A 25,656-nucleotide genomic window follows, 5' to 3' on the forward strand; every position below is an offset into this window, starting at 1 on the left:
CGGTGGATACGCCATGGCTGCACACCACCGTCCTACTCAGCGAAGCTGTCGACGCCCTCGACATCAAGCCGGACGGTACATATGTGGACGCGACCTTTGGTCGTGGCGGGCATTCCCGTCTCATCTTGTCCAAGCTTTCGCCCAAGGGCCGTTTGATTGCATTCGACAAAGACCTCGATGCAATTGCAGCGGCCGAACAAATTCAAGACCCGCGTTTCTCGATTCGTCACCAAGGCTTCACGCACTTGGGCGAGTTGGACGCGGGCTCGATCGACGGCGTGCTGATGGATTTGGGGGTGAGCTCACCCCAGATCGACAACCCAGCACGCGGTTTCTCTTTTCGAAACGACGGTCCTTTGGACATGCGCATGGACACCACACGTGGCCAAAGCGTGTCCGAGTGGCTGGCCGAGGCGGAAGTCCAACACATCGCGGAGGTGATACGTGAATATGGCGAAGAACGGTTTGCTTTACAGATTGCAAAGGCGATTGATGCTCGCCGACAAGAACGGGGCGTGCCTACATCCACCTCTGAACTGGCCAAGCTCGTGGCTGACACGGTCAAAACCCGCGAGCCGGGCAAGGACCCTGCAACGCGCACATTTCAGGCTTTTCGGATTTTCATCAATGCCGAGCTTGAGGAGTTGCAACAAGCGTTAAGCGCTTCGTTGCAAGTGCTGCGCCCCGGAGGTCGATTGGCTGTGATCAGTTTCCATTCTTTGGAAGACCGCATCGTCAAGCAGTTCATCACGCAACACTCGCGTGAGGTGTATGACCGCCGTGCGCCGTTTGCAGCTCCCAAAGTGATGGACTTCAAAGCGATTGATCGCGTCAAGCCCAGCGCCGCCGAGGTGGAGGGTAACCCCCGCTCACGCAGTGCCATCATGCGCGTGGCTGAGCGCTTAGGAGCTGGCGCATGAGTCGCGTGAGCTTCTTGCTGATGATTGCCGTGATGGCGAGCGCGCTGTATTTGGTGCGCACGCAATACGAGTCACGTTCACTCACCACCGAGATTGACCGAGCCACTAGCTTGGCCCGCAATTTAGAAACTGAAAACGACCGCTTGGATGTGGAGCGCCGTGCGCAAGCCACGCCACTGCGTGTTGAAAAATTGGCGCGTGAGCAACTGCACATGCGCACCATCACGCCCGCCATCACGCAATACGCCACCGTTCAAGGTGCCGCTTCTGCGGAGGTTCGCCCATGAGCAGCCGCAGCGTGCAATACACCTCTAGCCCCTTGCTCGCCAGTAAGACGCCCATCTGGCGTAGCCAGTTCATCGTGGCTGTCATTGCCGCGGGCTTCTTAGGCTTGGTGGCGCGCGCTGCGTATGTGCAAGTGATTGACAACGCCTTCTTCAAACGCCAAGGCACGGTGCGTTTTGTGCGTACTTTGGATTTGCCAGCCAACCGCGGTCGCATCTTGGACCGTCACGGCAACATCTTGGCGTCCAGCGTGCCTGTGCCCAGCATTTGGGCCAACCCAGAAGACATCGAACGTGACCCCGCCAAGCTCAAAGCCTTGGCTAAGTTGCTGGGCATGAGTGCGACTGATCTCGATAAAAAGCTCCAAGACGAGGACAAAACCTTTGTGTGGCTCAAGCGCCAAGTCGATGAGTCGGTGGCCAAAGACATTGCCGCACTCAAGATCAAAGGCGTGTACGACCGCAAAGAGTACAAGCGCATTTACCCCGAGGGTGAGTCGGTGGCGCATGTGGTGGGCTTCACCAACGTTGAGAACTTGGGTCAGGAAGGCGTCGAGCTGACCTTCAACAAAGACTTGGGTGGCAAAGCCGGCTCGCGTCGCGTCATCAAAGACCGCTTGGGTCGTGTGGTGGAAGACATTGGCGAAATGGTGCCGCCCGTCGATGGTCAAGATTTGCAACTGAGCATTGACAGCAAGGTGCAGTACTTTGCTTACGAAAAAATCAAAGAGTCGGTGGTCAACAACAAGGCCGTTGCTGGCAGTGTGGTGGTGCTCGATATCAAGACGGGCGAGGTGTTGGCTTTGGTCAACTACCCCAGTTACTCGCCGGGGAAACGAGGTAGCTTGAGTGGTGCGCAACTGCGCAACCGAGCCCTCACCGACACGTTTGAACCCGGATCCACCATGAAACCCCTCGTGGTGGGTTTGGCTTTGGAAAAGGGCATTGTCAAGCCCGAGACCTTGATTCAAACCGCGCCCGGCAAATTGCAAATGGGCACGGCCACCATCACCGATGCACACCCACACGGTGTGTTGAGCGTGAATGAAGTGATTCAAAAATCCAGCAACGTGGGCACGGTGAAGATCGCCATGCAAATGCAGCCCCACGATATGTGGGAAGTGTTCACGCAAATGGGCTTGGGACAAAAACCTCAAGTGCCTTTTCCTGGTGCAGTGGCCGGCAAAGTGCGCGCTTACAAAACATGGCGTCCGATTGAGCAAGCCACGATGAGTTATGGCTATGGCCTGTCCACCAGTTTGTTTCAGCTGGCACAGGCGTACACCGTGTTTGCGCACGATGGCGAAATGGTGCCCATGAGTTTGGTGAAAACCAACCAAGCGCAAGTCAGTGGTGCGCGGGTGTTTTCGTCGCAGAACGCCGCCGCCATTCGCAACATGTTGCACATGGTGACCATTCAAGGTGGCACAGCGCCCAAGGCGCAAACCATGGGCTATTCCGTCGGTGGCAAAACCGGCACCGCGCACAAGGTGGAAGGCAAGGGCTACGCCAGCAAAAAATACCGTGGCTTCTTCGTGGGCATCGCGCCCATCGACAACCCACGCATCGTGGTGGCTGTGATGGTGGACGAGCCCACCAATGGCGCTTACTTCGGTGGCGATGTGGCAGCACCCGTGTTCAGCCAAACCGTGCAACAAACCTTGCGCATGATGGGCGTGCAGCCCGACATGGCGGTCAAGCCCCAAGTGGTGACCAAGGTTGAGAAGGAGTCGTTTTGATGAAACGACTGCATAGCCCCCAAGACGCCGCACAGTGGTTGCACACCCAGGTGCGTGGTGTGTTGCACACTGACAGCCGCCGTGTGGGTGCAGGTGATGGCTTCATCGCCTGGCCCGGTGGTGTGACGGATGGCCGTCAGTTTGTGGCTTCTGCTGTGAAGCAAGGCGCCACCGCTTGTGTGGTCGAGCATTCGGGGGCTGAAGCCTTTTCTTGGGGTGACAGCGAAGCCATCGCCACTTACGACGGTCTCAAAGCGGCGAGCGGTCTCATCGCTGCCGCGTATTACGAACAACCCAGCCAAGCGCTGGACGTGGTGGCCATCACGGGCACCAATGGCAAAACATCCACCGCGTGGTGGCTGGCGCATGCGCTGCAAAACGCAGGTAAACGCTGCGCCATGGTGGGCACTTTGGGTGTGGGTGAAGTGGGTCACCTTGAAGTGACCGGCATGACCACGCCCGACCCCGTGTTGTTGCAAGCGCGTTTGCGCGACATGGCCGATGCGGGTGTGAAGGCTTGCGCCATTGAGGCCTCATCGATTGGTTTGGCTGAGCATCGTTTGGACGGCACGCAAGTGCGCGTGGCCATGTTCACCAATTTCACGCAAGACCATTTGGATTACCACGGCGACATGGCCAGCTACTGGCAAGCCAAGCTGGCTTTGTTTAGCTGGGCGGGTTTGCAAGCTGCAGTGGTGAATATCGACGATGCACAAGGTGCAGCCTTGGCCGCACAACTGCAAGCGCGTGGCGATGTGCGTGTGTGGACAGTGTCTTGCATCGCTAATGCAACGTCAGGTGTGCAACACATCGTGGCGCGTCACATTCAGCACGGCGCAAGAGGCTTGTGCTTTGAAGTACTTGAAGGCGAAGAGGCTTATGCGTTGGAAACCCAACTGGTGGGCCTCTACAACGTGAGTAATGTGTTGGGCGTGATCGCCTGCCTGCGCGCTTTGGGATACAGCTTGACTGACGCCGTGCAAGCGTGCCGCGTGTTGCCCGCTGTGCCGGGGCGTATGCAGACCGTCGGTGAAGCTGGTGAGCCGTTGGTGGTGATTGACTATGCGCACACGCCTGATGCGGTGGCGCAAGCGGTGCAAGCCTTGTTGCCATTGGCTCAATCGCGCGGCGGCGAACTCACCTGTGTGTTGGGTTGCGGCGGCGACCGCGATGCCGCCAAGCGCCCCTTGATGGCGGCTGCGGCAGAGCAACATGCACAGCACGTGGTGCTGACCAGCGACAACCCGCGCAGCGAAGACCCGCAAACAATTTTGAATCACATGTTGGCAGGCTTGCAGAACGCTGCCAAGACCATCGTGGTTGCTGACCGCGCGCAAGCCATTGCACAAACGGTGCAGCGCGCACGCGCCCAAGATGTGGTGTTAGTGGCGGGCAAAGGTCACGAGGATTACCAAGAAATCGCAGGCGTCAAATACCCGTTCAGCGATGTGCAGCACGCACGTGATGCCTTGGCGCAGAGGGGCGCGCATGTCTGACATGAACCTCAGCCTGAAACAAATCAGCCAGTGGCTGACCTCCGCGCAGTTGCACGGCGATGCGGGTTTGACCATTGAACGCGTTAATACCGACAGCCGCACCTGCCAAGCCGGTGACTTGTTTGTCGCCTTGAAGGGCGAGCGCCTTGACGCGAATGACTTTTTGCCCCAAGTGGCAACCAGTGGTGCTACCGCCGCTTTGGCGCACCACGGTTTAGACGCTGCCAAATTGGCAGGTGTTGAAGTTCCAGATACACGCGTTGCTTTGGGTCAACTGGCCAAAGGCTGGCGCAGTCAATTCAACTTGCCCGTCATTGCCGTCACGGGCAGCAACGGCAAAACCACCGTCACACAAATGATTGCCAGCATCTTGCGTGCAGGTTTGGGTGACGGCGCTTTGGCCACGCAAGGTAATTTGAACAACGACATAGGTGTGCCGCAAACCCTGCTGCGCCTGCGCGCACATCACCGCGCTGCGGTGGTGGAGTTGGGCATGAACCATCCCGGCGAAATCGCAGGTTTGGCCGACATGACACAAGCCACCGTGGCGTTGGTGAACAACGCCCAGCGCGAGCACCAAGAGTTCATGGCCACGGTAGAAGCCGTGGCACAAGAAAACGGCGAAGCCATCAAAGCCTTGCCTGCACACGGCGTAGCCGTTTTCCCCGCGCATGACGCCTACAGCGCCTTGTGGCAAAGCTTGGCAGGTAACCGTGCTTGCATGCGTTTCTCAATGAGCGCCAACACAGCTGACAACGCCGAAGTGCAGTTGCTCAAAGCCGATTGGTTGAACGACCACTGGGCCGTGGAGGCACAAACGCCCGCTGGCGTGTTGCGCACACAGCTGCACATCGCAGGCCGTCACAACGTGGGCAATGCGTTGGCAGCCACTGCGTGTGCTTTGGCGGCAGGTGTGTCGCTCGATGTGATTGCACAAGGCCTCCACAGTTTCGAGCCTGTCAAAGGCCGCTCACGCGCCTTTGGCATTCAGTGCCAAGGCCGCGACATCACGGTGGTGGACGACACCTACAACGCCAACCCCGATTCCGTGCGCGCCGCCATCGACGTGCTGGCCGAGTTACCCGCGCCGCGTTTGCTGGTGTTGGGCGACATGGGCGAAGTGGGCACACAAGGCCCTGAGTTCCACCAAGAAGTGGGCTTGCATGCCGCACAGATGGGCATTGACCACGTGCTGTGCTTGGGTGACTTGGCGGCACACACGGCCAAGGCCTGTGGTGCCAATGCCCAGCACCTGAGCGACATCGACGCGTTGAACCAACGCGTGATGCAACTGTTGCCACAACTCGGCAGCGTGTTGGTCAAAGGCTCACGGTTCATGAAGATGGAGCGTGTGATCGATGCGATCAACGCCTGTCACGACCACAACAAAAAGGAAACGACGCCATGCTGCTAACCCTGGCCCAATGGCTGCAAACCCTCTCGCCAGAATTTGGTTTCTTCCGCGTGTTTCAGTACCTCACGTTCCGTGCGGTGATGGCTGCGTTGACAGCGTTGTTGATTGGCTTGATTGCCGGTCCCGCCGTGATTCGTCGTTTGGCCGCTTTGAAGATTGGTCAACCCATCCGCGAATACGCCATGCAATCGCATTTGGCCAAGAGCGGCACGCCCACCATGGGTGGTGTGTTGATCTTGATCGGCATCGCAGTGTCCACCTTGCTGTGGGCTGATTTGTCCAACCGCTTTGTGTGGATCGTGATGATCGTCACTTTTGGTTTCGGCGCCATTGGCTGGGTGGACGATTGGCGCAAGGTCGTCAACAAAGACCCAGAAGGCATGCGTTCACGCGAAAAATACATGTGGCAATCCATCATCGGTTTGGTGGCCGCTTTGTATTTGGTGTTCAGCATTTCCGAGAGCAGTAACTTCCGTGTGATGGAGTTGTTCTACTCATGGGTGAAGTCGGGCTTTGATGTGAATTTGCCTCCTAAGGCTGGCCTGATGCTGCCTTTCTTCAAAGAAGTGACCTATCCATTGGGCGTGTTTGGTTTCGTCATCATGACCTACTTGGTCATCGTTGGCTCTAGCAACGCGGTGAATTTGACTGACGGTTTGGATGGCTTGGCCATCATGCCTGTGGTACTGGTGGGCTCGGCCTTGGGCGTGTTTGCCTACGTCACCGGCAGCTCTGTGTATTCCAAATACTTGTTGTTCCCCTACATCCCTGGCTCGGGCGAGTTGATGATTTTCTGTGCCGCCATGGCGGGCGCGGGTTTGGCGTTCTTGTGGTTCAACACACACCCAGCCCAAGTGTTCATGGGTGACGTGGGTGCGCTCGCTTTGGGTGGTGCGCTGGGCACGATTGCGGTGATCGTGCGTCAAGAAATTGTGCTGGCCATCATGGGCGGCATCTTCGTGGTCGAGGCCTTGTCGGTCATGCTGCAAGTGACGTACTTCAAATACACCAAGAAGAAATATGGCGAAGGCCGTCGCATTTTGAAGATGGCGCCTTTGCATCACCACTTTGAAAAGAGCGGCTGGAAAGAAACCCAAGTCGTCGTGCGTTTTTGGATCATCACCATGCTGCTGTGCTTGGTGGGTCTGTCTACCTTGAAGTTGAGATAAGACGATGCAGCAACTCCACAACCAATCGGTGCTGATTCTGGGCTTGGGTGATTCCGGTCTGGCGATGGCGCGTTGGTGCGTTCGCAATGGCGCGCAAGTGCAAGTCGTGGACACGCGTGCCGAGCCACCGCATTTGGCAGCGTTGCGCGCTGAGTTGCCGCAAGTGACCTTTGTGCATGGCGCGTTTGAAGCCAGCTTGGTCGAAGGCCAAGATGTACGCGCGGTGTTCAAGAGCCCAGGTCTGAGCCCCGAGTCTGTGGCCCCTGTGTGGAACGCCGCTGTGGCCGCCGGTTTGTGGGTGGGCACCGAGTTGACCTTGTTTGCACAAGCACTCAGCGATTTGCAAACCAGCATGGCCTATCACCCCAAGGTGTTGGCCATCACCGGTACCAATGGCAAAACCACCGTCACATCGTTGACGGGGCAGTTGTTGGAACGAGCTGGCAAGCGCGTGGCCGTGGCCGGCAACATTGGCCCTACCTTGCTTGACACCTTGTCGCACACATTGGACAAAGCCACCGAAGAACAAGCGGCGGCTGACGTGATTGCCGCGCAAGAAGCAGCAGCACTTGCCGCAGACGAAGCTGTGGCTGAACAAGCGCGTGCAGAGGCCGAAGCCAAAGAAAAAGCCGCAGCCGCTCAAGCCGCCCAAATGGCACTCGAAGCCGAAGAAGCGTTGGCGCAAGAGGCGGCAGCTGACAGCGATGCCGCTTCGCAAATGGCATTGACCGGCACAGAAGCCGAGCAGCCAACAGACGCAACAGCAGAAGCTCCCGTGGATGACGAGCCCTTCGAAGTGGACTTGCCACCGTTGGTGCCACCCCCACCACCCCCCGCAGACCACCCGTATCTGCCGCAAGTGTGGGTGTTGGAGTTGTCGAGCTTTCAGTTGGAAGGCGTGGACAACTTCGAGCCAACAGCGGCCACCGTGCTCAACCTCACACAAGATCACCTCGATTGGCACGGCAGCATGGACGGCTATGCCGCCGCCAAGGCCCGCATCTTTGGCAAACAAGGCGTGCTGGTGCTCAACCGCGAAGACGCAGGTGTGATGGCCATGCTGCCAGAGCCAATTCGCGTCAAGTTGCAAAAACCGCAAGTTCGCGCGCACATCACCTTTGGTGGCGACTTGCCACAACGTCCTGGGGACTACGGCATTGAAACCGTCAATGGCATGACCTGGTTGGTGCGTGCGCTAGAAGCCGACGAGACGCGCAAGCGTCGCAAAGACGACGAAGAAGAAATTCACATCCAACGCTTGATGCCTGCTGATGCGCTGCGCATCCGTGGCCGTCACAACGCCTTGAATGCATTGGCTGCCTTAGCGCTGGCTGGTTGCGCCGGTGGTGATTTGGCCCCCATGTTGTTTGGTTTGCGCGAATACCAAGGCGAACCCCACCGCGTGGAAGCCGTCACCGTGTTGAACGGTGTGGAGTATTTCGACGACAGCAAAGGCACCAACGTCGGTGCCACCGTGGCTGCTTTGCATGGCCTCGGTGTGGACCGCCGCTTGGTGGTCATCTTGGGTGGTGATGGCAAGGGGCAAGACTTTGCGCCTTTGAGTGAGCCTGTCTCACGCTATGCACGTGCAGTGGTGTTGATTGGCCGTGATGCGCCTATTTTGCGCGAGGTGTTGCAGCACAGTGGCGTCACCTTGCTAGATGCCGCGACCCTAGAAGAAGCCGTCAAGCTTTGCAGCGAGCAAGCCCACTCGGGTGACGCGGTGCTGTTGTCCCCCGCGTGCGCAAGCATGGACATGTTCCGCAACTACGCGCACCGCGCGGAGGTGTTTGTGAGCGCGGTGAACCACTTGGTGGAAGAAGCAGGAGGCACGGTGTGAGCGACATGACCGCCGCCATCAAAGTCTCTTTCATGCAGCGCATGAAGCAGGGCTTTGGCCGCCTGTTGGGCGCCGAGCCTGAGGCCGGTATGGATGCTTTGCCCGTGCGCGTGCACGGCACCGAATTCACACGCACAGCCGCATCGCCTGTGCATGTGAAAGGTTTTGACCAGCCTTTGGTGTGGGTCACATTTGCGCTCATGATGTTTGGTTTGGTGATGGTGTATTCCGCTTCCATTGCGATTCCTGATAACCCACGCATGGGCGCTGGTTATTCCCAAACGCACTTCTTGATTCGCCATACCTTGTCATTGTTCGTGGCGTTTGTCGCTGCTTTGTTAGCGTTCCAAATTCCGTTGAACACTTGGGAGCGCATTGCACCTTGGGTGTTCATTGCGTCCATCGTGTTGCTGATCGCGGTGTTGATCCCCTTCATTGGCAAGTCGGTCAATGGCGCACGTCGCTGGATTGGCTTGGGTTTCATGAACTTTCAGCCGTCTGAGTTGGCCAAGTGGGGCGTGCTGCTGTACGCCGCCAACTACATGGTGCGCAAGATGGACGTGAAAGAAAACTTCTTTGCTGCCGTGACGCCCATGGGTGTGGCGGTGACCGTGGTGGGCTTGCTTTTGTTGTCCGAGCCAGACATGGGCGCCTTCATGGTGATTGCTGTGATTGCCATGGGCATTTTGTTTTTAGGCGGCGTGAATGCCCGCATGTTCTTCTTGATTGCCGCCGCCTTGATTGGCGTGTTCGGCCTGATCATTGCGTCTTCTGAATGGCGACGTGAACGAATTTTTGCTTACCTCGATCCCTGGAGCATGGAGCATGCGCTGGGCAAGGGCTACCAGTTGTCGCACTCCCTGATTGCGATTGGTCGCGGTGAAATTTTTGGCGTGGGTTTGGGCGGCAGCGTGGAAAAACTGCACTGGTTGCCCGAAGCGCACACCGACTTTTTACTGGCCGTGATTGGCGAAGAGTTTGGCTTTGTGGGCGTGGTGGCGGTGATTGGTTTGTTCATGTGGCTGACACGTCGCATCATGTACATCGGCCGTCAAGCCATTGCCATGGACCGTGTGTTTGCCGGTTTGGTCGCGCAAGGCGTGGGCATTTGGATGGGCTTTCAGTCCTTCATCAACATGGGCGTGAACTTAGGCGCACTGCCGACCAAGGGCTTGACCCTGCCACTCATGAGCTACGGCGGTTCTGCGATTTTGTTGAACCTGATTGCCATTGCGGTGGTGCTGCGTGTTGACTTTGAAAACCGCGTTGTGATGCACGGGGGGCGACTATGACCCAACGCACCGCACTCATCATGGCGGGCGGCACAGGCGGCCACATCTTCCCAGGCTTGGCTGTGGCTGAGCAGTTGCGCGCCCAAGGCTGGAACGTGCATTGGTTGGGCGCACCTTCGCCGAGCATGGAAAGCCAACTGGTACCACCACGTGGCTTCGCGTATGAGACCGTGGCCTTTGGTGGCGTGCGTGGCAAAGGTGTCAAAACCTTCGCGCTGCTGCCTTTCAAGTTGTTGCGTGCCTTCTGGCAAAGCTTGTGTGTGGTGCGTCGCGTCAAGCCCGATGTGGTGGTGGGCTTGGGTGGCTACATCACCTTCCCCGCCGGCATGATGGCTGTCTTGTGCGGCAAGCCTTTGGTCTTGCACGAACAAAACTCAGTGGCAGGCATGGCCAACAAAGTGTTGAGTGGTGTGGCGGACCGTGTGTTCAGTGCCTTCCCCAACGTGTTGCCAAAAGCCGAGTGGGTGGGCAACCCCATGCGCGATGGTTTTGTGAACCAACCTGAACCCGCACAACGCTTTGCCGACCGCACAGGTCCGTTGCGTGTGTTGGTGGTGGGTGGCAGTTTGGGTGCGCAAGCGCTCAACACCGTGGTGCCCCAAGCCTTGGCCAAGATTCCCCATGACCAACGCCCCATCGTCACCCACCAAAGTGGCGCCAAACAAATTGATGCCTTGCGTGCAGCGTACGAAGAAGCGCGTGTGCAAGCCGAGTTGACCCCGTTCATCGACGACACCGCACAAGCGTTTGCCGACGCAGATGTGGTGATTGCCCGTGCTGGTGCCAGCACCGTCACCGAGCTGGCTGCCGTGGGCGCCGCTGCCATTTATGTGCCGTTCCCCCATGCGGTGGACGACCACCAAACCACCAACGCGCGCTTCGTCGTCGACGCAGGCGGCGGTTGGTTGATGCCTCAACACGAATTGAAAGCCCAAGACTTGGCTGACCGTTTGCAATTCATGACGCGCCGCACTTTATTGGCTTGTGCCGAAAAGGCCTATGCCGTGCGTCAAGTTGAAGCGGTTGCTCAAGTTGTGGCCGCTTGCGAGCAGCTCGCAGCGAAAGGAAAAAAATAATGAAACACGCCATTCGTCACATCCATTTCGTCGGCATCGGCGGTGCAGGCATGAGCGGCATTGCTGAAGTGCTGTTGAACTTGGGCTACGTTATTTCTGGCTCTGACTTGTCTGATAGCGTGGCTTTGAAGCGCTTGCAAAGCTTGGGCATTCAAACCCATGTGGGTCACGACGCCAAAAACATTGCCGGTGCAGATGCCGTGGTCACGTCCACCGCCGTGCATGCCGACAACCCCGAAGTGGTGGCCGCTCACGCGAAGTTGATTCCTGTGGTGCCACGCGCTGTGATGTTGGCCGAATTGATGCGTCTCAAAACGGGTGTGGCCATCGCAGGTACCCACGGCAAAACCACCACCACCAGTTTGGTGGCCAGTGTGTTGGCCGAAGCCGGCATGGACCCCACCTTTGTGATTGGCGGCAAGCTCAACAGCGCAGGCGCCAATGCCAAGCTGGGCTCGGGTGACTACATCGTGGTGGAAGCCGACGAGTCAGATGCCTCGTTCTTGAACCTCTTGCCCGTGATGGCCGTGGTGACCAACATCGACGCCGACCACATGGACACCTATGGCCATGACTTCAACAAGTTGAAGGCCGCGTTCATCGAGTTCTTGCACCGCATGCCGTTCTATGGCGCGGCAATTTTGTGTACCGACGATGCCGCCGTGCGCAGCATCTTGCCCGAGGTGTCACGCCCCATCACCAGCTATGGCTTCAACGAAGAAGCGCAAGTGCGTGCAGTGAATGTGCGCGCTGACAACGGTCGCATGTGCTTCACCGTGCAGCGTCGCAACGGTGTGACCTTGCCCGACCTCGACATCACCCTCAACTTGGCCGGTGAACACAACGTGCTCAACGCCTTGGCTGCGATTGCGATTGCGGTGGAGTTGAACGTGCCCGATGAGGCGCTGCAAAAAGCCTTGGCCGAATTCAAAGGTGTGGGCCGTCGTTTCCAACGCCACGGCGAAGTGGCTGCGAAGAACGGTGGCGAGTTCACCCTCATCGAAGACTATGGGCATCACCCTGTGGAATTGGCAGCCACTTTGGCTGCGGCACGTGGTGCGTTTCCTGGTCGTCGTTTGGTGTTGGCATTTCAGCCGCATCGCTACACCCGCACGCGTGATTGCTTTGAAGACTTCGTCGAAGTCATGGGCCGCGCCGATGTGTTGTGGTTGTCCGAGATTTACGCCGCAGGCGAAACACCGATTGCTGCGGCCGATGGCCGTGCACTGTCACGTGCCATGCGCGTGGCTGGCCACGAAGCCTTGGTGTTCGTAGATGACATTCAAAAAATGGCCCAAGTCATTGCCGACAACGCTCAAGCCGGCGATGTGGTGATGTGCATGGGCGCAGGGTCGATTGGCCAAGTGCCAGCCAAAGTGCTGGAGCTGGTGCAACAACGTAAGAGCTGAAAAGTATTTAAAAGCATGACCTTCCATATTCAAACTGCCAAAGTTGCTGTCCTCATGGGCGGCCTGTCTGCTGAGCGTGATGTGTCCATCATGTCGGGCAGCGGTGTGCTCAAGGCGTTGCAAAGCAAGGGCGTCAACGCCACCGCATTTGACCCCGCCGAGCGCAGCTTGGACGAACTCAAACGCGAAGGCTTCACGCACGCCTTCATCGCTTTGCATGGCCGCTACGGTGAAGACGGCACAGTGCAAGGCGCGTTGGAATTGTTGGGCATTCCGTACACAGGTTCTGGCGTGATGGCCTCCGCCATGGCCATGGACAAAGTGATGACCAAGCGCGTGTGGAGTGCGGTGGGTTTGTCGACACCCGGCTATGTGTGGTTGTCCCCCGAAGACCAAACCGCAGACAACATCCAAGCGATTCCTGCCAAGCTCGGCTTACCTTTGATTGTCAAACCGCCACGTGAAGGTTCATCGATTGGCATGAGCAAGGTCACGCAAGCGAGCGACATCCAAGCTGCGGCTGAGTTGGCCACCCAATACGACCCAGATTTGTTGTGCGAAGAATTCATCACCGGCGAAGAGCTGACGTGCCCCATCTTGGGCAACGGACCAAATGCACGTGCCTTGCCTGTGGTGCGCATCGCCGCCCCCGATGGCGCGTATGACTACAACAACAAGTACTTCACCGACGACGTGAAATACCACTGCCCAAGCGGTTTACCCGAAGCCGAAGAGCGCGAAGTGCAGCGCTTGGTCGTGGCGGCATACCGCGCCTTGGGTTGCCGTGGCTGGGGCCGCGCCGACATCATGCTGCGCGCGTCTGACCGCAAACCATTTTTGCTGGAGATGAACACATCGCCCGGCATGACCAGCCATTCCTTGGTGCCCATGTCTGCACGTGCAGCGGGCATCAGCTACGAAGACCTGTGCCTGACGCTGCTCGAAAGCGCCACGCTGGACCATCCCGGAGGCAAAGCCACCGTATGACCACGCGTTACACCCACATGCGACCCCGTCCCGAGGTGAATGCCTCGGTGGCGGTGCCGCTTGATGTCAAGCTCATGCACATGGCGGCTTCGCTCATGTTTGTGGGGTTGGTCGTGGGTGCGCTGGCGGGCGGTGTGTGGGCCTTGGTGCAGTTGCCAGCGTTTGCGCTCAGAGGCATCACCGTGAAGGGCGATGTTGAGCACAACAACGAAGTGACCTTGCGCGCCAATGTGGTGACCAAGTTCACCGGCAATTTTTTCACGGCTGATTTGGGCCGCGTGCGCAGTGCATTTGAGAGCGTGCCTTGGGTGCGCTTGGCTTCGGTGCAGCGCGAATTCCCCAACCGCTTGCGTGTGACCTTGCAAGAGCACAAGCCCGTGGCTTATTGGGGCGACGACGGCGAGCCGCGCATGGTGAACAGCTACGGCGAAGTGTTTGAAGCCAACGTCGGCGATTTGGACGACGACAAGATGCCACGTTTGAGCGGACCAGACAGCCAGTCGCAGCAGGTGCTGGCGATGTATTTGGCGCTGCAACCGGCATTCAAAGAATTGAGCTTGGTTGTAGACAGCTTGGCGCTGACCGATCGCGGGAGCTGGCGGGCCAAGTTGGCACATGGCGCGGTGATTGAGTTGGGACGCGGCAATGTGAACGACGTGATGGCGCGTGTGCAACGCGTCACGCAAACACTGGCACAGGTGACACAAAAGCTAGGTCGCAAAGTGTCGGCGATTGAGTCTGCAGATTTGCGACACGACAACGGTTATGCGCTTCGGGTGCGCGGGGTGAGCACGCAAGACGTGCCCGCCAAGCGCTAACGAGCACAGAAGAGAAGAAGAGAAAGAACGAGGCTGTTATGGCAAAAGAGTACAAAGATTTGGTGGTCGGCTTAGACATTGGCACAGCCAAGGTCATGGTGGTCGTGGCCGAAGTGTTGCCCGATGGTGAGCTCAAGCTCGCAGGCCTCGGTGTGGCGCCCAGCAATGGGTTGAAGCGTGGCGTGGTGGTCAACATCGACGCCACCGTGCAAAGCATTCAGCAAGCCTTGAAAGAAGCCGAGCTGATGGCAGACTGCAAGATCACACGCGTGTACACCGGCATCACTGGCAGCCACATTCGCGGCATCAACTCCACCGGCATGGTGGCGGTGAAAGACAAAGAAGTCACGGCAGCCGATGTGGCCCGTGTGGTGGAAACCGCCAAAGCCATCAACATCTCAACCGACCAACGTTTGTTGTTGGTGCAGCCGCAAGAGTTTGTGATTGACGGCCAAGACGTGCGCGAACCCATTGGCATGAGCGGCATCCGCTTGGAAGCCAAAGTGCACATCGTCACGGGCGCACAAAGCGCGGCAGAAAACATCATCAAGTGCGTGCGTCGTTGCGGCTTGGATGTGGACCGTTTGATGCTCAACCCTTTGGCTTCGAGCATGTCGGTGTTGACCGACGACGAGCGTGAACTCGGCGTGGCTTTGGTCGACATTGGTGCAGGCACCACAGACGTCGCCATCTTCACCAACGGTGCGATTCGTCACACCGCAGTCATCCCCATCGCAGGCGACTTGATCACCAGCGACATCGCGATGGCATTGCGCACGCCCACCAAAGACGCAGAAGAAATCAAGATTGAATCGGGCTACGCCAAACAACTGTTGGCTGACCCAGACGTGCAAGTGGAAGTGCCAGGCCTGGGCGATCGCACGCCACGCATGTTGAGCCGTCAAGCCTTGGCCGGTGTGATTGAGCCGCGCGTGGAAGAAATCTTCTCATTGGTGCAACAAGTCATTCGTGACTCAGGCTATGAAGAAGTGTTGTCGTCGGGCATTGTGCTCACAGGTGGCAGCGCGGTGATGCCGGGCATGGTTGAGCTGGGCGAAGATATTTTCTTGAAGCCTGTGCGTCGCGGTGTGCCGCACTACAACAGCGCCTTGGCTGACATGGTGGCGCAGCCACGTGCCGCCACGGTGATGGGCTTGCTGGCCGAGGCCGGTGTGGACCGCCAACGTGGCTTCAAAGTTTCACAAAAGAGTGGGTCGGTCAATTCGTTGATGGACCGTCTCAAAGATTGGTTTGTGGGGAACTTCTAACCATGATTCCTCACACCTTGCTTTACCTCGCGCGCGGCAGCCCGCCGCAGCGACAGCGCTCGGGTCGACGATGGCGACCCTGCGCTGCCACCGCGCCACCCTCGTAGAAGGAGCGCCATGAACCAAAAGCAAAACACAAACACTAGGCAACTGCAAATTTTTAGATTAGGAGAAACATCATGAGCATCGAAATGATCGAAGTTGAAGCATTCAACTCAGGCACCCAAATTAAAGTCATTGGCGTGGGTGGCGGCGGCGGTAACGCGGTCGAACACATGATCAGCTCTGGCGTTCAAGGCGTTGAGTTCGTCACCGCGAACACCGACGCACAAGCCCTGCGCGTGAGCAATGCGCACAAAGTGATTCAACTCGGCTCCACCGGCCTGGGCGCGGGCAGCAAGCCAGACCGCGGCCGTGAAGCTGCTGAAGCCGCGATTGATGACATCCGTTTGGCGCTGGAAGGCACCAACATGTTGTTCGTCACCGCCGGTATGGGCGGCGGTACAGGCACAGGTGCTGCACCTGTGGTGGCACGTGTGGCGCGCGAGATGGGCATCTTGACCGTCGGCGTGGTGACCAAGCCTTTCGAATTCGAAGGCAGCCGTCGCATGAACAATGCCGAAACCGGTTTGGCCGAACTCGAAGCCAACGTCGACTCACTCATCGTGGTGTTGAACGAAAAGCTGATGGACGTGTTGGGCGAAGACGCCAGCCAAGACGAAGCCTTCGCATTTGCCAACGACGTGTTGAAAAACTCAGTCGGCGGTATTGCCGAGATCATCAACGTCGAAGCCTTGGTGAACGTCGACTTTGAAGACGTGCGCACCGTGATGAGTGAAACCGGCAAAGCCATGATGGGCACCGCTGCAGCCAACGGTCCAGACCGTGCACGCATCGCCGCTGAACAAGCCGTGGCTTGCCCATTGCTCGAAGGCGTGGACATGTCTGGTGCCAAGGGCGTGTTGGTGTTGATCACCGCAGCCAAGGGCGGCTTGAAGTTGTCTGAGTCGCGCGAAGCCATGAACACCATCCGCAAGTTCGCTTCACCAGATGCACACGTGATTTACGGCACGGCTTACGACGAAAGCTTGGGCGACCAAATTCGCGTCACTGTGGTGGCCACAGGTTTGGCCGGCAGCCGCCGCGCTGCACCTCAGTTGCAAGTCTTGCGCACCGGTACAGACGGCGTGGGCTTTCCTACCACACAAGCCAACAACGCATCTCCTGCAGGTGTATTGGCTGCGGCCTCATCTGGCTTGGCCGGTTTGGCTGCTGGCTTGGGCGTGGGCTCGGTGGCTGCACAACCCAACTACGACGCCATGAACTCTCCCGCCGTGTGGCGTGGCAACCGCACCTCGGCTGCCGCCAAGGTCGATGCCTTGTCATCGGGTGGCATGGACGACTACGAAATCCCAGCCTTCTTGCGCAAGCAAGCGGACTGAGATTCATTAAAATCAAAGCGTGCTTAAACAAAGAACCCTTCAATCCCTCACCAAAGCGGTGGGTGTTGGTCTTCACAGCGGTCAACGCGTGGAGCTGACACTGCGCCCGGCGCAACCCGACACGGGCATCGTGTTCCGTCGGGTGGACTTGCCGCAGCCCGTCGATATTCCGATCACAGCCACGGCTGTGACGGATACGCGCTTGGCTTCGACCATTTCCAATGGTGGGGCGAAGGTGTTTACTGTTGAGCATTTGATGTCGGCTTGTGCAGGGCTTGGCATTGACAACCTGTACATCGACATCACGGCAGAAGAAGTGCCGATTTTGGATGGCTCTGCTTCGTCGTTTGTGTTCTTGCTACAAAGCGCGGGCATCGTGGAGCAAAACGCGCCCAAGCGTTTCATCCGTGTGTTGAAGACGGTAGAAGTGCGTGAAGGTGAGGGTGCCAACGTGAAGTGGGCGAGACTCGATCCGCATCATGGCTACAAACTCAGCTTTGAAATTGATTTCCATCACCCAGCGGTGGACTCGACCGGCCAAAGCGTGGTGTTCGACATGGACACCGATGTGTACACCCGCGACATTGCACGTGCCCGTACCTTCGGTTTCACACGTGACGTTGAGATGATGCGTGCCAATGGTTTGGCTTTGGGTGGCGGCTTAGACAACGCCATCGTGATGGACGATTACAAAGTCCTGAACAGCGATGGTCTGCGCTACGACGACGAGTTTGTGAAACACAAAATCCTCGACGCCATGGGCGATTTGTTTTTGATTGGCAAACCCTTGCTGGCTTCGTATGTGGCGTTTCGCTCGGGCCACGCCATGAACAACAAGCTCTTGCGCGAACTGCTCAGCCAGCCTGATGCCTATGACATCGTGACCTTTGACGACGCACGCAAAGCGCCTCCGGGTTTGGCGCAACTCGCGCCAGCTTGGTAAGCCGCTTTCATACATCGCCGACGAGGCGACGGAGAACTTGAGATGACGGTGTATCACATCCCCACGGTCTATCTCATTCTGGGCGTTCTTTACCTGATCTTGCCGTTGACGGTTTGGGCATTGCTGTTCAACCAACCGTCCAGGGCTTTGGCTTTGTGGTGTTCAGGCGGTGTGCTTTTTGGCGTGGCTTTGACCTTGGTGGGTTTGCGCGCGCATTTACCTGCTTGGCTTACCTATACCTTGGCCAATGGCTTGATGTGGAGTGGCGTGTTGATTCAAGCGTTGGCTTTGCGTCGTGCGCTCAATCAAAATTTGGGTTTGTATCGCGCCGCACTTCTGATCTTGGTTGGCGTGGCCGGGTTTGAATTTTTCCGGGTCGTCTTGCATGACGCCATCTTGCGTTTTTCTTGGTCAACTTTGATCTTCACGGCACTCTTTGCCTACATTTCTTATTTGTCTTGGCGCATTGCCGTGGTGGATCGACTTCAAAGCGCCCGCTGGTTGTCCGTGGTGTACGCCGTGACGGCAATCACCATGCTTGTCCGCACGAAACTGGTGCTGTTAGGGTTGACCGAACCCGATGTTGTGGCCAGTGGCGTGGACAGCGTCTTGACGGTGGTCACAGGCTTGTTGATTTCAATTTTGGGAAACTTTGCTTTTGTGGGCATGTTTTTGGAGCGTTCGACCCAGGTTGCAATGAAGGCAACCGCAGCGCGTGCGCGGCAAGAAGAGAGCGCCAGATTGGGTGAGCAAATTGCGCAACTGGAACGCCAGCGAACCTTGGGCACCATGTCTGCCTCATTTGCACATGAGCTGAGCCAACCTTTGACGGCGATCTTGATGGATGCACAAGCCATCAAAACCAGCGTCGCAGCGGGGGACTCAAACGCCGCAGAAATTTTGGAGTCGATTGAAGAAATCGAGAACAGCACCCATCGAACGGTGAAGTTGGTGGAGCGGATTCGCAACTTCATTCGACCCGCACAAACCGAGTATGTGTATGTGAACTTCAAACCCTTGTTGCAAGACGTGGCGCATTTGTTGGCCTACGAAATACGCAAGCAAAAAGTTCGTTTTGAGTTTGACTTAGACCCTGCTGAATGTGAGGTACATGGTGACCGCGTTCAGCTGTCTCAAATTGTGTTGAATGTGTACCGCAATGCGATGCAGGCCATGGAGTCGAGCGCGCAAAAGATCATCTTCGTTTCTTTGGAGCACATGGAAGACCGTGTGGTGCTGCGTGTGCGTGACACGGGGCCTGGCGTGCCTGCAGATTTGAAGAGCTTGGTGGGGCAACCTTTTGTCACGTCCAAAGACGGTGGCTTGGGTGTGGGGTTTTCAATTTCGAGTGCGATTGCAGAAATGCACAGCGGGAGCTTGACCATTTCTAACGCGGTCGATGGCGGTGCCATCGTGGAGTTGAGTTTGCCTGCTGCCAAACGCTGACGCCTTGGCGTTCAGCGGCTGCGACCCGCTTTGTACATGCTGCTGGTGGTGCGTTGTAAATCAGTGGCGGCGGCCAGCTTCGCCATTGAATGGCCCGCATGCGCATGTGTGATGGCTATGCCCAAGGCATCGGCAGCATCTGGTCCGGGCAAGCCAGGTAGATTGAGCAAGCGCTTCACCATCTCTTGCACTTGTTCTTTCTTGGCCAGGCCGTGACCTGCCACAGCTTGTTTCATTTGTAACGCTGTGTACTCGGCCACAGGCAAGTTGCACGTGGCCAGCGCCGTGATGCAAGCGCCACGCGCTTGACCCAGCAGCAGGGTGGCTTGTGGGTTGACGTTGACAAACACAATCTCGACAGCCGATGTGTCAGGTTTGTAACGTGCCACCACTTCATGAATGCCATCGAACAAAACTTTCAAACGCTCAGCCAAATTGCCTTGTGCTTCTTTGTTGGTTTTGATGGTGCCGCTCGCCACGTAGAGCAGTTGGCTGCCGTGCTTCTCCACCACGCCAAAACCAGTGGTGCGAAGGCCGGGGTCAATGCCAAGGATTCGCATGGGCGTTAAGGCAGCTGTGCGCCGCCCATGCGGGACAAAATAATTTCAGTACGTCCTGCCAAATACTCGGACTGGGGAAATTTTTGGTAATGCTTGGGGCGGGGCAGCATCACCGCCAAACGCCCCGCTTCCCAGGTCGTGAGCTGTGAGGCCGGTTTTTGAAAGTAGTGTTGCGCGGCAGCCTCTGCCCCAAAGATGCCTTCACCCCATTCCACGTGGTTGAGGTAAATCTCCAAGATGCGTTTCTTACCCAGCACGGCTTCAAGCATGACGGTCAAAACAAACTCTTGGCCTTTGCGAATGAAGGTGCGTTCGCCTGAGAGAAACAAGTTCTTTGCCAGTTGCTGTGTGATGGTCGAGCCACCCACCACTTTGGGCGCTGCTTTGCCTTGTGCTTTGCGGCTGGCTTGCAGCTCGGCTTTGGCGTTTTTGGCCCACGCTTTTTCAATCGCGTCCCACTGCACACCATCGTGTTGCGCAAAGATGTCGTCTTCAGACGCGATCACGGCACGCTTGAGGTTGTTGGAAATTTGCGCGTACGGCACCCAGTCTTGTCGCCAACGCAGTCGGTCTTTCGAGGTGGCAATGCGCCAAGCTTCTGAGCGTTCGAAGGCGGTAGATTCGGGGGCGACCCGGGCCATCACCGCAATGCGTGCCAAAAAGAACACTTGCAGGCCCAGCCAAGCCACCAGCACCAGTAGCAACCAGCGCAGCCATGGGCGAAAGCGTGGGGTGTTCATATCGGTTTACTTGGCAGTTTCGCCACCACGGGTTTGCAGCGTGTTGTCACGGCTGAAGATGAAGCGCGAAACCACCGCCAGTTGGTCAGCTTGGCGGCGCATCTCTTCGGTGAATTCACCGAACGGGCCAGCCGCGGTGGCAATGGCCTGTGCGCGGCGGTCCAAGTTGGCTTGCCCCGAGCCCTGCACCACTTCGGTGGCGAGCACGCGGCCATCGGTGTTGACGGTGATGATCATGGTCAATTCGCCATAGAGCTTTTGCCCGCTGTTGGTGGCAGGGAAGTAGCGCGTGCCACGGTCTTCAATCTTGCGGCGCAGGCCGTCGTAATACAGCGCGTAGGCCACTTGTTTGGTGGCGGGGCTCACATAGTGTTTGCGTGGGCGCGCGTTGTCTTGGTTGATGCGTTCTTCAATCTCGGCCAAGAGTTTGAGCAGTTGGCGACGCTTTTGCTCAACCGCGTCTTGCTCTGCTTTTGATTTTTGCGGCTGAGGCGGCGGCAGTTGGGCGAGCAAGTTTTTCACTTGTGCCAACAGCAGCGATTGTTCTTTGCGCATGGCGGCGACTTGGCGCTGCATGGACTCGGTCATGTCGCCCACAGACGTGTTGGCCGCGGTGGGCAAGGGGGATGCGGCTCGGCCACTCTTGAGTTCGCCACCGCCGGCCAGCTGGGTTTGCGCCAAGGCTTGAGCCTTGTCGGGCGCATCGGCTTTGGCGCGGGTGTTGACCAAAATCACGTCCAGCGGTGTGTCGCTGAACAAGCGGTCAAAACGCTCAGGTGCCGCAATGCGCAGCGTCAACAACGCACCATGGAACGCGAACGAAATGAACAGCGCTTTTTGCAGCGTGGTCCATCGGGTCCAAGAAAAACGCGAGAGCATCACGCTGCATTGACCTCCGATGTGGGTGCCTCGTTCACATCCATCGCCAAGGCGATGGGGCCTGCGGCGCTGTCGTCTTCGTCGTCCGTCATCTCTGCTTCTTCGGCACTCGATGGTGCATCTGCTTCCAGCAGGTGCAGCAGGTGGCCGCTGATGTCGAGGCTGATGTCGTCAATCTCGCTCAAGCGCAGTTGCACGTGTGCGCCGCGTGGCAAATCGCCGCCGCCAAACACGGGCAAGACCAAGGGCAGGTCATCGGCACGCGCCATGGGTGGTTGGCCAGGGAAGGCTTTGAACACGGTGGCTCTGAGTTCGGTGATGTTGTTTTGCTTCAAATACTGCAGCGTCCAGAAACGTTCCATGCCGTTTTGGTAGGCGTTGTAGGCGCCGTACGCGCCATCAAACGCGGAGATGATGGAGAACAGTTCCGCGTCTTTGGGTTTGAAGGGCGCAGCCAAAGCGGCGGTGCTGCCATGTTTGGCGCACGCAATGATTTGCCATTGGTTGACGAGGTCTGTGTAGCGGCGCAGGGGCGAGGTGCTCCACGCGTAGCTGGGCACGCCAATGCCAGCGTGTGGCAACGCCTTGGTGCCCATGCGTACTTTGACGCCGGGCAACAAGCTGGCTTGGCTGCGGTAGATGCCGGGCACGCCCAGCTCGGCCATCCAATTGCCCCAGGTGCTGTTGGCCAAAATCATGGCCTCGGCCACCATCAAGTCGAGCGGTGCGCCGCGCTGGCGGATGCTGATTTGCACTTGCTCGTCGCCTGTGGGCGTTGCGCCGTTGTTGCCAACGAGGCGGAAGTTGTAGTCAGGGCGGTTGAAGTTTTCGGGCTTGCCGCGCACCACTTCACGTTGGGCTTTGAGGTGCTGCGCCAAGCGGAACAGAAAAGCCAGTTCCGTGCGTGGCATGGCAGGCTCGACGGTGCCTGCAACGTGCGTGAAGCTGGCGTCATTCAACCAAGCTTCGGTGACGATGGCATCGAGCTGGTCGTGGCGCAAGTTGGCAGCAATCGGCACACGCTCCACGCGTGTTTCAGTGTTTTGCAAGGCCAGCGTGGCCTCGTCGAACGTGGCGTACAGCGACACGGCGGGGCAGTCGCGGCCTTCTTGCAAGGTGTAGGTTTGCACCACGTCGTCGGGCAACATGGTGATTTTGTAGCCCGGCATGTACACGGTGGACAAGCGGTTGCGGCCCAGTTGGTCAATCGCATCGCCCGGCTTCAAAGCCAGCGCAGGTGCGGCGATGTGAATGCCGAGTGTGACCGTGCCAGTGCCCAAGCCTTGCACAGACAAGGCATCGTCAATCTCGGTGGTGTGCGAGTCGTCAATCGAATACGCCTGCACGTTGGCCAGCGGCAATTCGTCGGCAATGCTGGGTGCTTGCAGCGCAGGGAAGTTGGTGCCCTTGGGGAAGTTGTCAAACAAAAAGCGTTGCCAATGGAATTGGTAAGCCGATGTGATGGCGCCTGCTTTTTGCAGCAAAGCCAATGGCGCTGTTTGTGTGGCGCGCGCGGCTTCGACCACGGCTTTGTATTCAGGCGCATTTTTGTCGGGCCTGAACAAGATTTTGTAGAGCTGGGTTTGAATGGGCGCGGGGCAAGCGCCTTGGCCCAACTCGGCCGCCCAGCTTTCAATTTGCGCTTGGATTTGTTTTTTCTTTTCGATGCCTGCCAAGGCTTGGGCAATCACTTCGGCAGAGGCCTTCTTGAAGCGGCCTTTGCCGGCGCGGCGAAAGTAATGCGGCGCCTCAAACAGGCGAAGCAGCGCAGCGGCTTGTTCGGTCAGGGTGGCTTGTGCGCTGAAGTATTCGCGGGCGAGGTCGGCAAAACCAAACTCGTCTTCGGGGGCGAATTCCCACGCGAGGTCGAGCTCAATGGTGGCGCTCAAAGCCTGTGCGTCGCGCATCAGGTCGGCGGGCGAGGGCTTCTCAAACTTGAGCAGTAAATGGGCGGCCTTGACCTTGACCCGTTTGCCGGATTCCAGCTCGATTTGGGCCGAGCTCTCGGCTTCGGAAAGGATGCGACCCGTCTGGAATTTTCCAGCTTCTTCAAACAATGCGTACATGGGCGCAATTGTCCCATGCCCGGCTTAAACGCCCGGCTGTAAATCTAGAAATGCCAGCACTTGCGGCAGGTAGCTTTCGAAGTCGCTGATGGCGTGGTCGCCGCCTTCCATGACCACTTGCTGCGAGCCTGGGTAACGGGCTGTCATTTCGCGCCAATCCAGCACTTCGTCGCCTTTGGCAATGAGGGCCCAAACGCGCTCGGGGTGGGGCAGGGGGCCGACTTCTAGGGCGCGCAATTCGTCTACAAACTCGGGTGCAAAGTAAAAGCGTTCCGCTGGGTCGTGCCACGCGGTTTGTTCGCCGATGTATGTCGCCAAATCGCGGGCGGGGTCAATGGCAGGGTTGAGCAACACCGCTTTGCAACTGCGTTGAGCGGCCACCCATGTGGCGTAGAACCCGCCCAGTGACGACCCCATCACCGCCATGCTGTGTGCGGGCCAGTCGGCTGTGCCTTGATGGATCAAGGCCACTGCCGCTTGGGGGGACGGCGGCAGCTGCGGGCACCACCAGGTGATGTGCGGGTACTGCGCGGCCATGACTTTCGCCATTTGCTGAGCTTTGGTGGACCGCGGCGAGGAGCGAAACCCGTGCAAATACAACACATGCGTGGTGGGCTGTGAGATGTCGCGTGGGATGTTTTGCAAGGTCATGCCAAATGCTAGCAGTGCCCGCAGGCCATCGGCTGTGACAGGGGATAATCGCGGTCATGTCCACCGTCATCCACAAACCCAGCCCATTTCAGCGCCTGATGCCTTTGCTCAAAGGATTTGATGGTCCCTTGGCGTTTGGCATTTTCTTGTTGGCGTGTGCGGGTTTGTTGACCATGTATTCGTCAGGTTTTGCCAACGGTGCGCGCTTTTTTGACCATGGCCGCAACATGCTGATTGCCGGTTTCATCATGTTTGTGGTGGCCCAAATTCCGCCGCAGCGCTTGATGGCCTTTGCCGTGCCGCTCTACACCGTGGGCGTGGCGCTGCTGGTGGCGGTGGCGCTGTTTGGCTTGACCAAAAAGGGCGCACGCCGCTGGCTCAATGTGGGCGTGGTCATTCAGCCCAGCGAGATCATGAAAATTGCCATGCCGCTGATGCTGGCCTGGTGGTTTCAAAAACGCGAAGGCCAGTTGCGCCCACTCGACTTTTTGGTGGCGGGATTGCTGCTGATCGTGCCTGTGGCCCTGATCGTGCGTCAGCCTGATTTGGGAACTGCCATTTTGGTGCTGTCTGCTGGCATGGCCGTGATTTTCTTTGCAGGCTTGAGCTGGTGGCTGATCGTGCCGCCCATCCTCATGGGGGTGGTGGGTGTGGGCTTGGTGGTGTTTTTTGAACCCACCTTGTGCGCCGATGGTTTCCGTTGGCCCATCTTGCATGACTACCAGCAACAACGCATTTGTACCTTGCTAGACCCGTCGCGAGACCCCTTGGGCAAAGGCTTTCACATCATCCAAGGCATGATTGCCATTGGCTCGGGTGGCTTTTGGGGCAAGGGCTTCATGCAAGGCACACAAACCCATTTGGACTTCATCCCTGAGCGCACCACTGACTTTGTGTTTGCGGCCTTCGGTGAAGAGTTTGGTTTGATCGGCAACTTGATGCTGATCGCTGCTTTCATCTTTTTGATTCTGCGCGGCTTGGCCATTGCGGTGGAAGGCCCCACCTTATTTGCCCGTTTGTTGGCCGGTAGCGTGACCTTGAGTCTCTTTATCTATGCGTTTGTGAACATGGGCATGGTCAGCGGCCTGCTGCCTGTGGTGGGCGTGCCATTGCCCTTCATCAGCTACGGCGGCACCGCCATGGTGACGCTGGGGTTGGGCTTAGGGATATTGATGTCGGTGGCCAAGGCCAAACAGTTGGTGCAGTCATAATTCCCG

22 protein-coding genes are annotated in these 25,656 nt (G+C 57.9%); 17 read left to right on the top strand and 5 right to left on the bottom strand.

The features are described from left to right. Nucleotides 1-2: 2 nt before the first annotated feature. The 16 genes from rsmH (at nt 3) to QMG15_RS01985 (ending at nt 19,543) form a co-directional block, all read left to right on the top strand. The gene (gene rsmH / locus QMG15_RS01910) at nt 3-920 is read left to right on the top strand and encodes a 16S rRNA (cytosine(1402)-N(4))-methyltransferase RsmH (protein WP_281789235.1); all 918 of its coding nucleotides are present in this window, start codon (nt 3-5) and stop codon (nt 918-920) included. Beyond that, complete coding sequence (gene ftsL / locus QMG15_RS01915; protein ID WP_108402280.1) at nt 917-1,207, top strand: cell division protein FtsL; 291 nt, start codon at nt 917-919, stop codon at nt 1,205-1,207. Before rsmH ends, ftsL begins: the two co-directional genes overlap by 4 nt. Further along, nucleotides 1,204-2,943 (top strand): penicillin-binding protein 2, encoded by a 1,740-nt coding sequence (locus QMG15_RS01920; RefSeq protein ID WP_281789236.1) that lies wholly within the window; start codon nt 1,204-1,206, stop codon nt 2,941-2,943. The genes ftsL and QMG15_RS01920 overlap by 4 nt, the downstream gene beginning before the upstream one ends. Next, nucleotides 2,943-4,439: a UDP-N-acetylmuramoyl-L-alanyl-D-glutamate--2,6-diaminopimelate ligase gene (locus QMG15_RS01925; protein ID WP_281789237.1), complete on the top strand. Its 1,497-nt coding sequence runs from the start codon at nt 2,943-2,945 to the stop codon at nt 4,437-4,439. The genes QMG15_RS01920 and QMG15_RS01925 overlap by 1 nt, the downstream gene beginning before the upstream one ends. After that, entirely contained in the window at nt 4,432-5,853 is a 1,422-nt protein-coding gene (murF, locus tag QMG15_RS01930; protein WP_281789238.1) for a UDP-N-acetylmuramoyl-tripeptide--D-alanyl-D-alanine ligase, read from the top strand. Before QMG15_RS01925 ends, murF begins: the two co-directional genes overlap by 8 nt. Beyond that, entirely contained in the window at nt 5,844-7,022 is a 1,179-nt protein-coding gene (gene mraY / locus QMG15_RS01935; RefSeq protein ID WP_281789240.1) for a phospho-N-acetylmuramoyl-pentapeptide-transferase, read from the top strand. The genes murF and mraY overlap by 10 nt, the downstream gene beginning before the upstream one ends. A gap of 4 nt (nt 7,023-7,026) precedes the next feature. Beyond that, nucleotides 7,027-8,862 (top strand): UDP-N-acetylmuramoyl-L-alanine--D-glutamate ligase, encoded by a 1,836-nt coding sequence (gene murD, locus QMG15_RS01940; RefSeq protein WP_281789241.1) that lies wholly within the window; start codon nt 7,027-7,029, stop codon nt 8,860-8,862. A gap of 32 nt (nt 8,863-8,894) precedes the next feature. Next, nucleotides 8,895-10,154 (top strand): putative lipid II flippase FtsW, encoded by a 1,260-nt coding sequence (gene ftsW, locus QMG15_RS01945; RefSeq protein WP_281790059.1) that lies wholly within the window; start codon nt 8,895-8,897, stop codon nt 10,152-10,154. Beyond that, entirely contained in the window at nt 10,151-11,230 is a 1,080-nt protein-coding gene (murG, locus tag QMG15_RS01950) for an undecaprenyldiphospho-muramoylpentapeptide beta-N-acetylglucosaminyltransferase (RefSeq protein ID WP_281789242.1), read from the top strand. Before ftsW ends, murG begins: the two co-directional genes overlap by 4 nt. Further along, nucleotides 11,230-12,639: a UDP-N-acetylmuramate--L-alanine ligase gene (gene murC, locus QMG15_RS01955; protein ID WP_281789243.1), complete on the top strand. Its 1,410-nt coding sequence runs from the start codon at nt 11,230-11,232 to the stop codon at nt 12,637-12,639. The genes murG and murC overlap by 1 nt, the downstream gene beginning before the upstream one ends. 15 nt (nt 12,640-12,654) lie before the next feature. After that, nucleotides 12,655-13,626 (top strand): D-alanine--D-alanine ligase, encoded by a 972-nt coding sequence (locus QMG15_RS01960; protein ID WP_281789244.1) that lies wholly within the window; start codon nt 12,655-12,657, stop codon nt 13,624-13,626. Beyond that, nucleotides 13,623-14,444, top strand: coding sequence for a cell division protein FtsQ/DivIB (locus QMG15_RS01965; protein WP_348773322.1), 822 nt, complete (start codon nt 13,623-13,625; stop codon nt 14,442-14,444). The genes QMG15_RS01960 and QMG15_RS01965 overlap by 4 nt, the downstream gene beginning before the upstream one ends. Nucleotides 14,445-14,482: 38 nt before the next feature. Continuing rightward, nucleotides 14,483-15,712: a cell division protein FtsA gene (ftsA, locus tag QMG15_RS01970; RefSeq protein WP_108359762.1), complete on the top strand. Its 1,230-nt coding sequence runs from the start codon at nt 14,483-14,485 to the stop codon at nt 15,710-15,712. Between the two features lie 179 nt (nt 15,713-15,891). Beyond that, nucleotides 15,892-17,154 carry a cell division protein FtsZ gene (ftsZ, locus tag QMG15_RS01975; RefSeq protein ID WP_108359761.1) on the top strand — a complete coding sequence of 421 codons (1,263 nt, stop codon included), beginning with the start codon at nt 15,892-15,894 and terminating at the stop codon, nt 17,152-17,154. Nucleotides 17,155-17,173: 19 nt separating this feature from the next. After that, on the top strand, nt 17,174-18,097 hold the full coding sequence (gene lpxC / locus QMG15_RS01980; RefSeq protein WP_281789245.1) for a UDP-3-O-acyl-N-acetylglucosamine deacetylase: 924 nt from the start codon (nt 17,174-17,176) through the stop codon (nt 18,095-18,097). Between the two features lie 42 nt (nt 18,098-18,139). Beyond that, a complete protein-coding gene (locus QMG15_RS01985; RefSeq protein WP_281789246.1) occupies nt 18,140-19,543 on the top strand; it encodes an ATP-binding protein in 1,404 nt (467 codons plus the stop codon). An 11-nt stretch (nt 19,544-19,554) separates the two neighbouring features. Here the strand turns inward: QMG15_RS01985 and ruvC are convergent, their stop codons facing one another. Genes ruvC through QMG15_RS02010 form a run of 5 tightly spaced genes read right to left on the bottom strand, consistent with a single transcriptional unit; the run spans nt 19,555 to nt 24,439 of the window. Continuing rightward, complete coding sequence (gene ruvC, locus QMG15_RS01990) at nt 19,555-20,103, bottom strand: crossover junction endodeoxyribonuclease RuvC (protein WP_281789247.1); 549 nt, start codon at nt 20,101-20,103, stop codon at nt 19,555-19,557. Between the two features lie 5 nt (nt 20,104-20,108). Further along, nucleotides 20,109-20,843 carry a monofunctional biosynthetic peptidoglycan transglycosylase gene (mtgA, locus tag QMG15_RS01995; protein ID WP_281789248.1) on the bottom strand — a complete coding sequence of 245 codons (735 nt, stop codon included), beginning with the start codon at nt 20,841-20,843 and terminating at the stop codon, nt 20,109-20,111. 6 nt (nt 20,844-20,849) lie between these two features. Then, nucleotides 20,850-21,722: a TonB family protein gene (locus QMG15_RS02000; protein ID WP_281789249.1), complete on the bottom strand. Its 873-nt coding sequence runs from the start codon at nt 21,720-21,722 to the stop codon at nt 20,850-20,852. Beyond that, on the bottom strand, nt 21,722-23,788 hold the full coding sequence (locus QMG15_RS02005; RefSeq protein WP_281789250.1) for an RNB domain-containing ribonuclease: 2,067 nt from the start codon (nt 23,786-23,788) through the stop codon (nt 21,722-21,724). The genes QMG15_RS02000 and QMG15_RS02005 overlap by 1 nt, the downstream gene beginning before the upstream one ends. 24 nt (nt 23,789-23,812) lie before the next feature. Further along, nucleotides 23,813-24,439 (bottom strand): YqiA/YcfP family alpha/beta fold hydrolase, encoded by a 627-nt coding sequence (locus QMG15_RS02010; protein WP_281789251.1) that lies wholly within the window; start codon nt 24,437-24,439, stop codon nt 23,813-23,815. Between the two features lie 56 nt (nt 24,440-24,495). On the opposite strand from QMG15_RS02010, the gene rodA reads away from it, so the two are divergent. After that, nucleotides 24,496-25,650 (top strand): rod shape-determining protein RodA, encoded by a 1,155-nt coding sequence (gene rodA / locus QMG15_RS02015; protein ID WP_281789252.1) that lies wholly within the window; start codon nt 24,496-24,498, stop codon nt 25,648-25,650. The last annotated feature ends 6 nt before the right edge of the window (nt 25,651-25,656 follow it).

This window comes from Limnohabitans sp. INBF002, assembly GCF_027924905.1.
In the GTDB taxonomy this organism is placed as follows: domain Bacteria; phylum Pseudomonadota; class Gammaproteobacteria; order Burkholderiales; family Burkholderiaceae_C; genus Limnohabitans.

Coding starts and splice junctions, on each gene's coding strand:
- ftsL (WP_108402280.1), top strand. CDS start 917: ATGAGTCGCGTGAGCTTCTTGCTGATGATTGCCGTGATGGCGAGCGCG.
- QMG15_RS01920 (WP_281789236.1), top strand. CDS start 1,204: ATGAGCAGCCGCAGCGTGCAATACACCTCTAGCCCCTTGCTCGCCAGT.
- QMG15_RS01925 (WP_281789237.1), top strand. CDS start 2,943: ATGAAACGACTGCATAGCCCCCAAGACGCCGCACAGTGGTTGCACACC.
- murF (WP_281789238.1), top strand. CDS start 4,432: ATGTCTGACATGAACCTCAGCCTGAAACAAATCAGCCAGTGGCTGACC.
- mraY (WP_281789240.1), top strand. CDS start 5,844: ATGCTGCTAACCCTGGCCCAATGGCTGCAAACCCTCTCGCCAGAATTT.
- murD (WP_281789241.1), top strand. CDS start 7,027: ATGCAGCAACTCCACAACCAATCGGTGCTGATTCTGGGCTTGGGTGAT.
- ftsW (WP_281790059.1), top strand. CDS start 8,895: ATGCAGCGCATGAAGCAGGGCTTTGGCCGCCTGTTGGGCGCCGAGCCT.
- murG (WP_281789242.1), top strand. CDS start 10,151: ATGACCCAACGCACCGCACTCATCATGGCGGGCGGCACAGGCGGCCAC.
- murC (WP_281789243.1), top strand. CDS start 11,230: ATGAAACACGCCATTCGTCACATCCATTTCGTCGGCATCGGCGGTGCA.
- QMG15_RS01960 (WP_281789244.1), top strand. CDS start 12,655: ATGACCTTCCATATTCAAACTGCCAAAGTTGCTGTCCTCATGGGCGGC.
- QMG15_RS01965 (WP_348773322.1), top strand. CDS start 13,623: ATGACCACGCGTTACACCCACATGCGACCCCGTCCCGAGGTGAATGCC.
- ftsA (WP_108359762.1), top strand. CDS start 14,483: ATGGCAAAAGAGTACAAAGATTTGGTGGTCGGCTTAGACATTGGCACA.
- ftsZ (WP_108359761.1), top strand. CDS start 15,892: ATGAGCATCGAAATGATCGAAGTTGAAGCATTCAACTCAGGCACCCAA.
- QMG15_RS01985 (WP_281789246.1), top strand. CDS start 18,140: ATGACGGTGTATCACATCCCCACGGTCTATCTCATTCTGGGCGTTCTT.
- ruvC (WP_281789247.1), bottom strand. CDS start 20,103: ATGCGAATCCTTGGCATTGACCCCGGCCTTCGCACCACTGGTTTTGGC.
- mtgA (WP_281789248.1), bottom strand. CDS start 20,843: ATGAACACCCCACGCTTTCGCCCATGGCTGCGCTGGTTGCTACTGGTG.
- QMG15_RS02000 (WP_281789249.1), bottom strand. CDS start 21,722: ATGCTCTCGCGTTTTTCTTGGACCCGATGGACCACGCTGCAAAAAGCG.
- QMG15_RS02005 (WP_281789250.1), bottom strand. CDS start 23,788: ATGTACGCATTGTTTGAAGAAGCTGGAAAATTCCAGACGGGTCGCATC.
- QMG15_RS02010 (WP_281789251.1), bottom strand. CDS start 24,439: ATGACCTTGCAAAACATCCCACGCGACATCTCACAGCCCACCACGCAT.
- rodA (WP_281789252.1), top strand. CDS start 24,496: ATGTCCACCGTCATCCACAAACCCAGCCCATTTCAGCGCCTGATGCCT.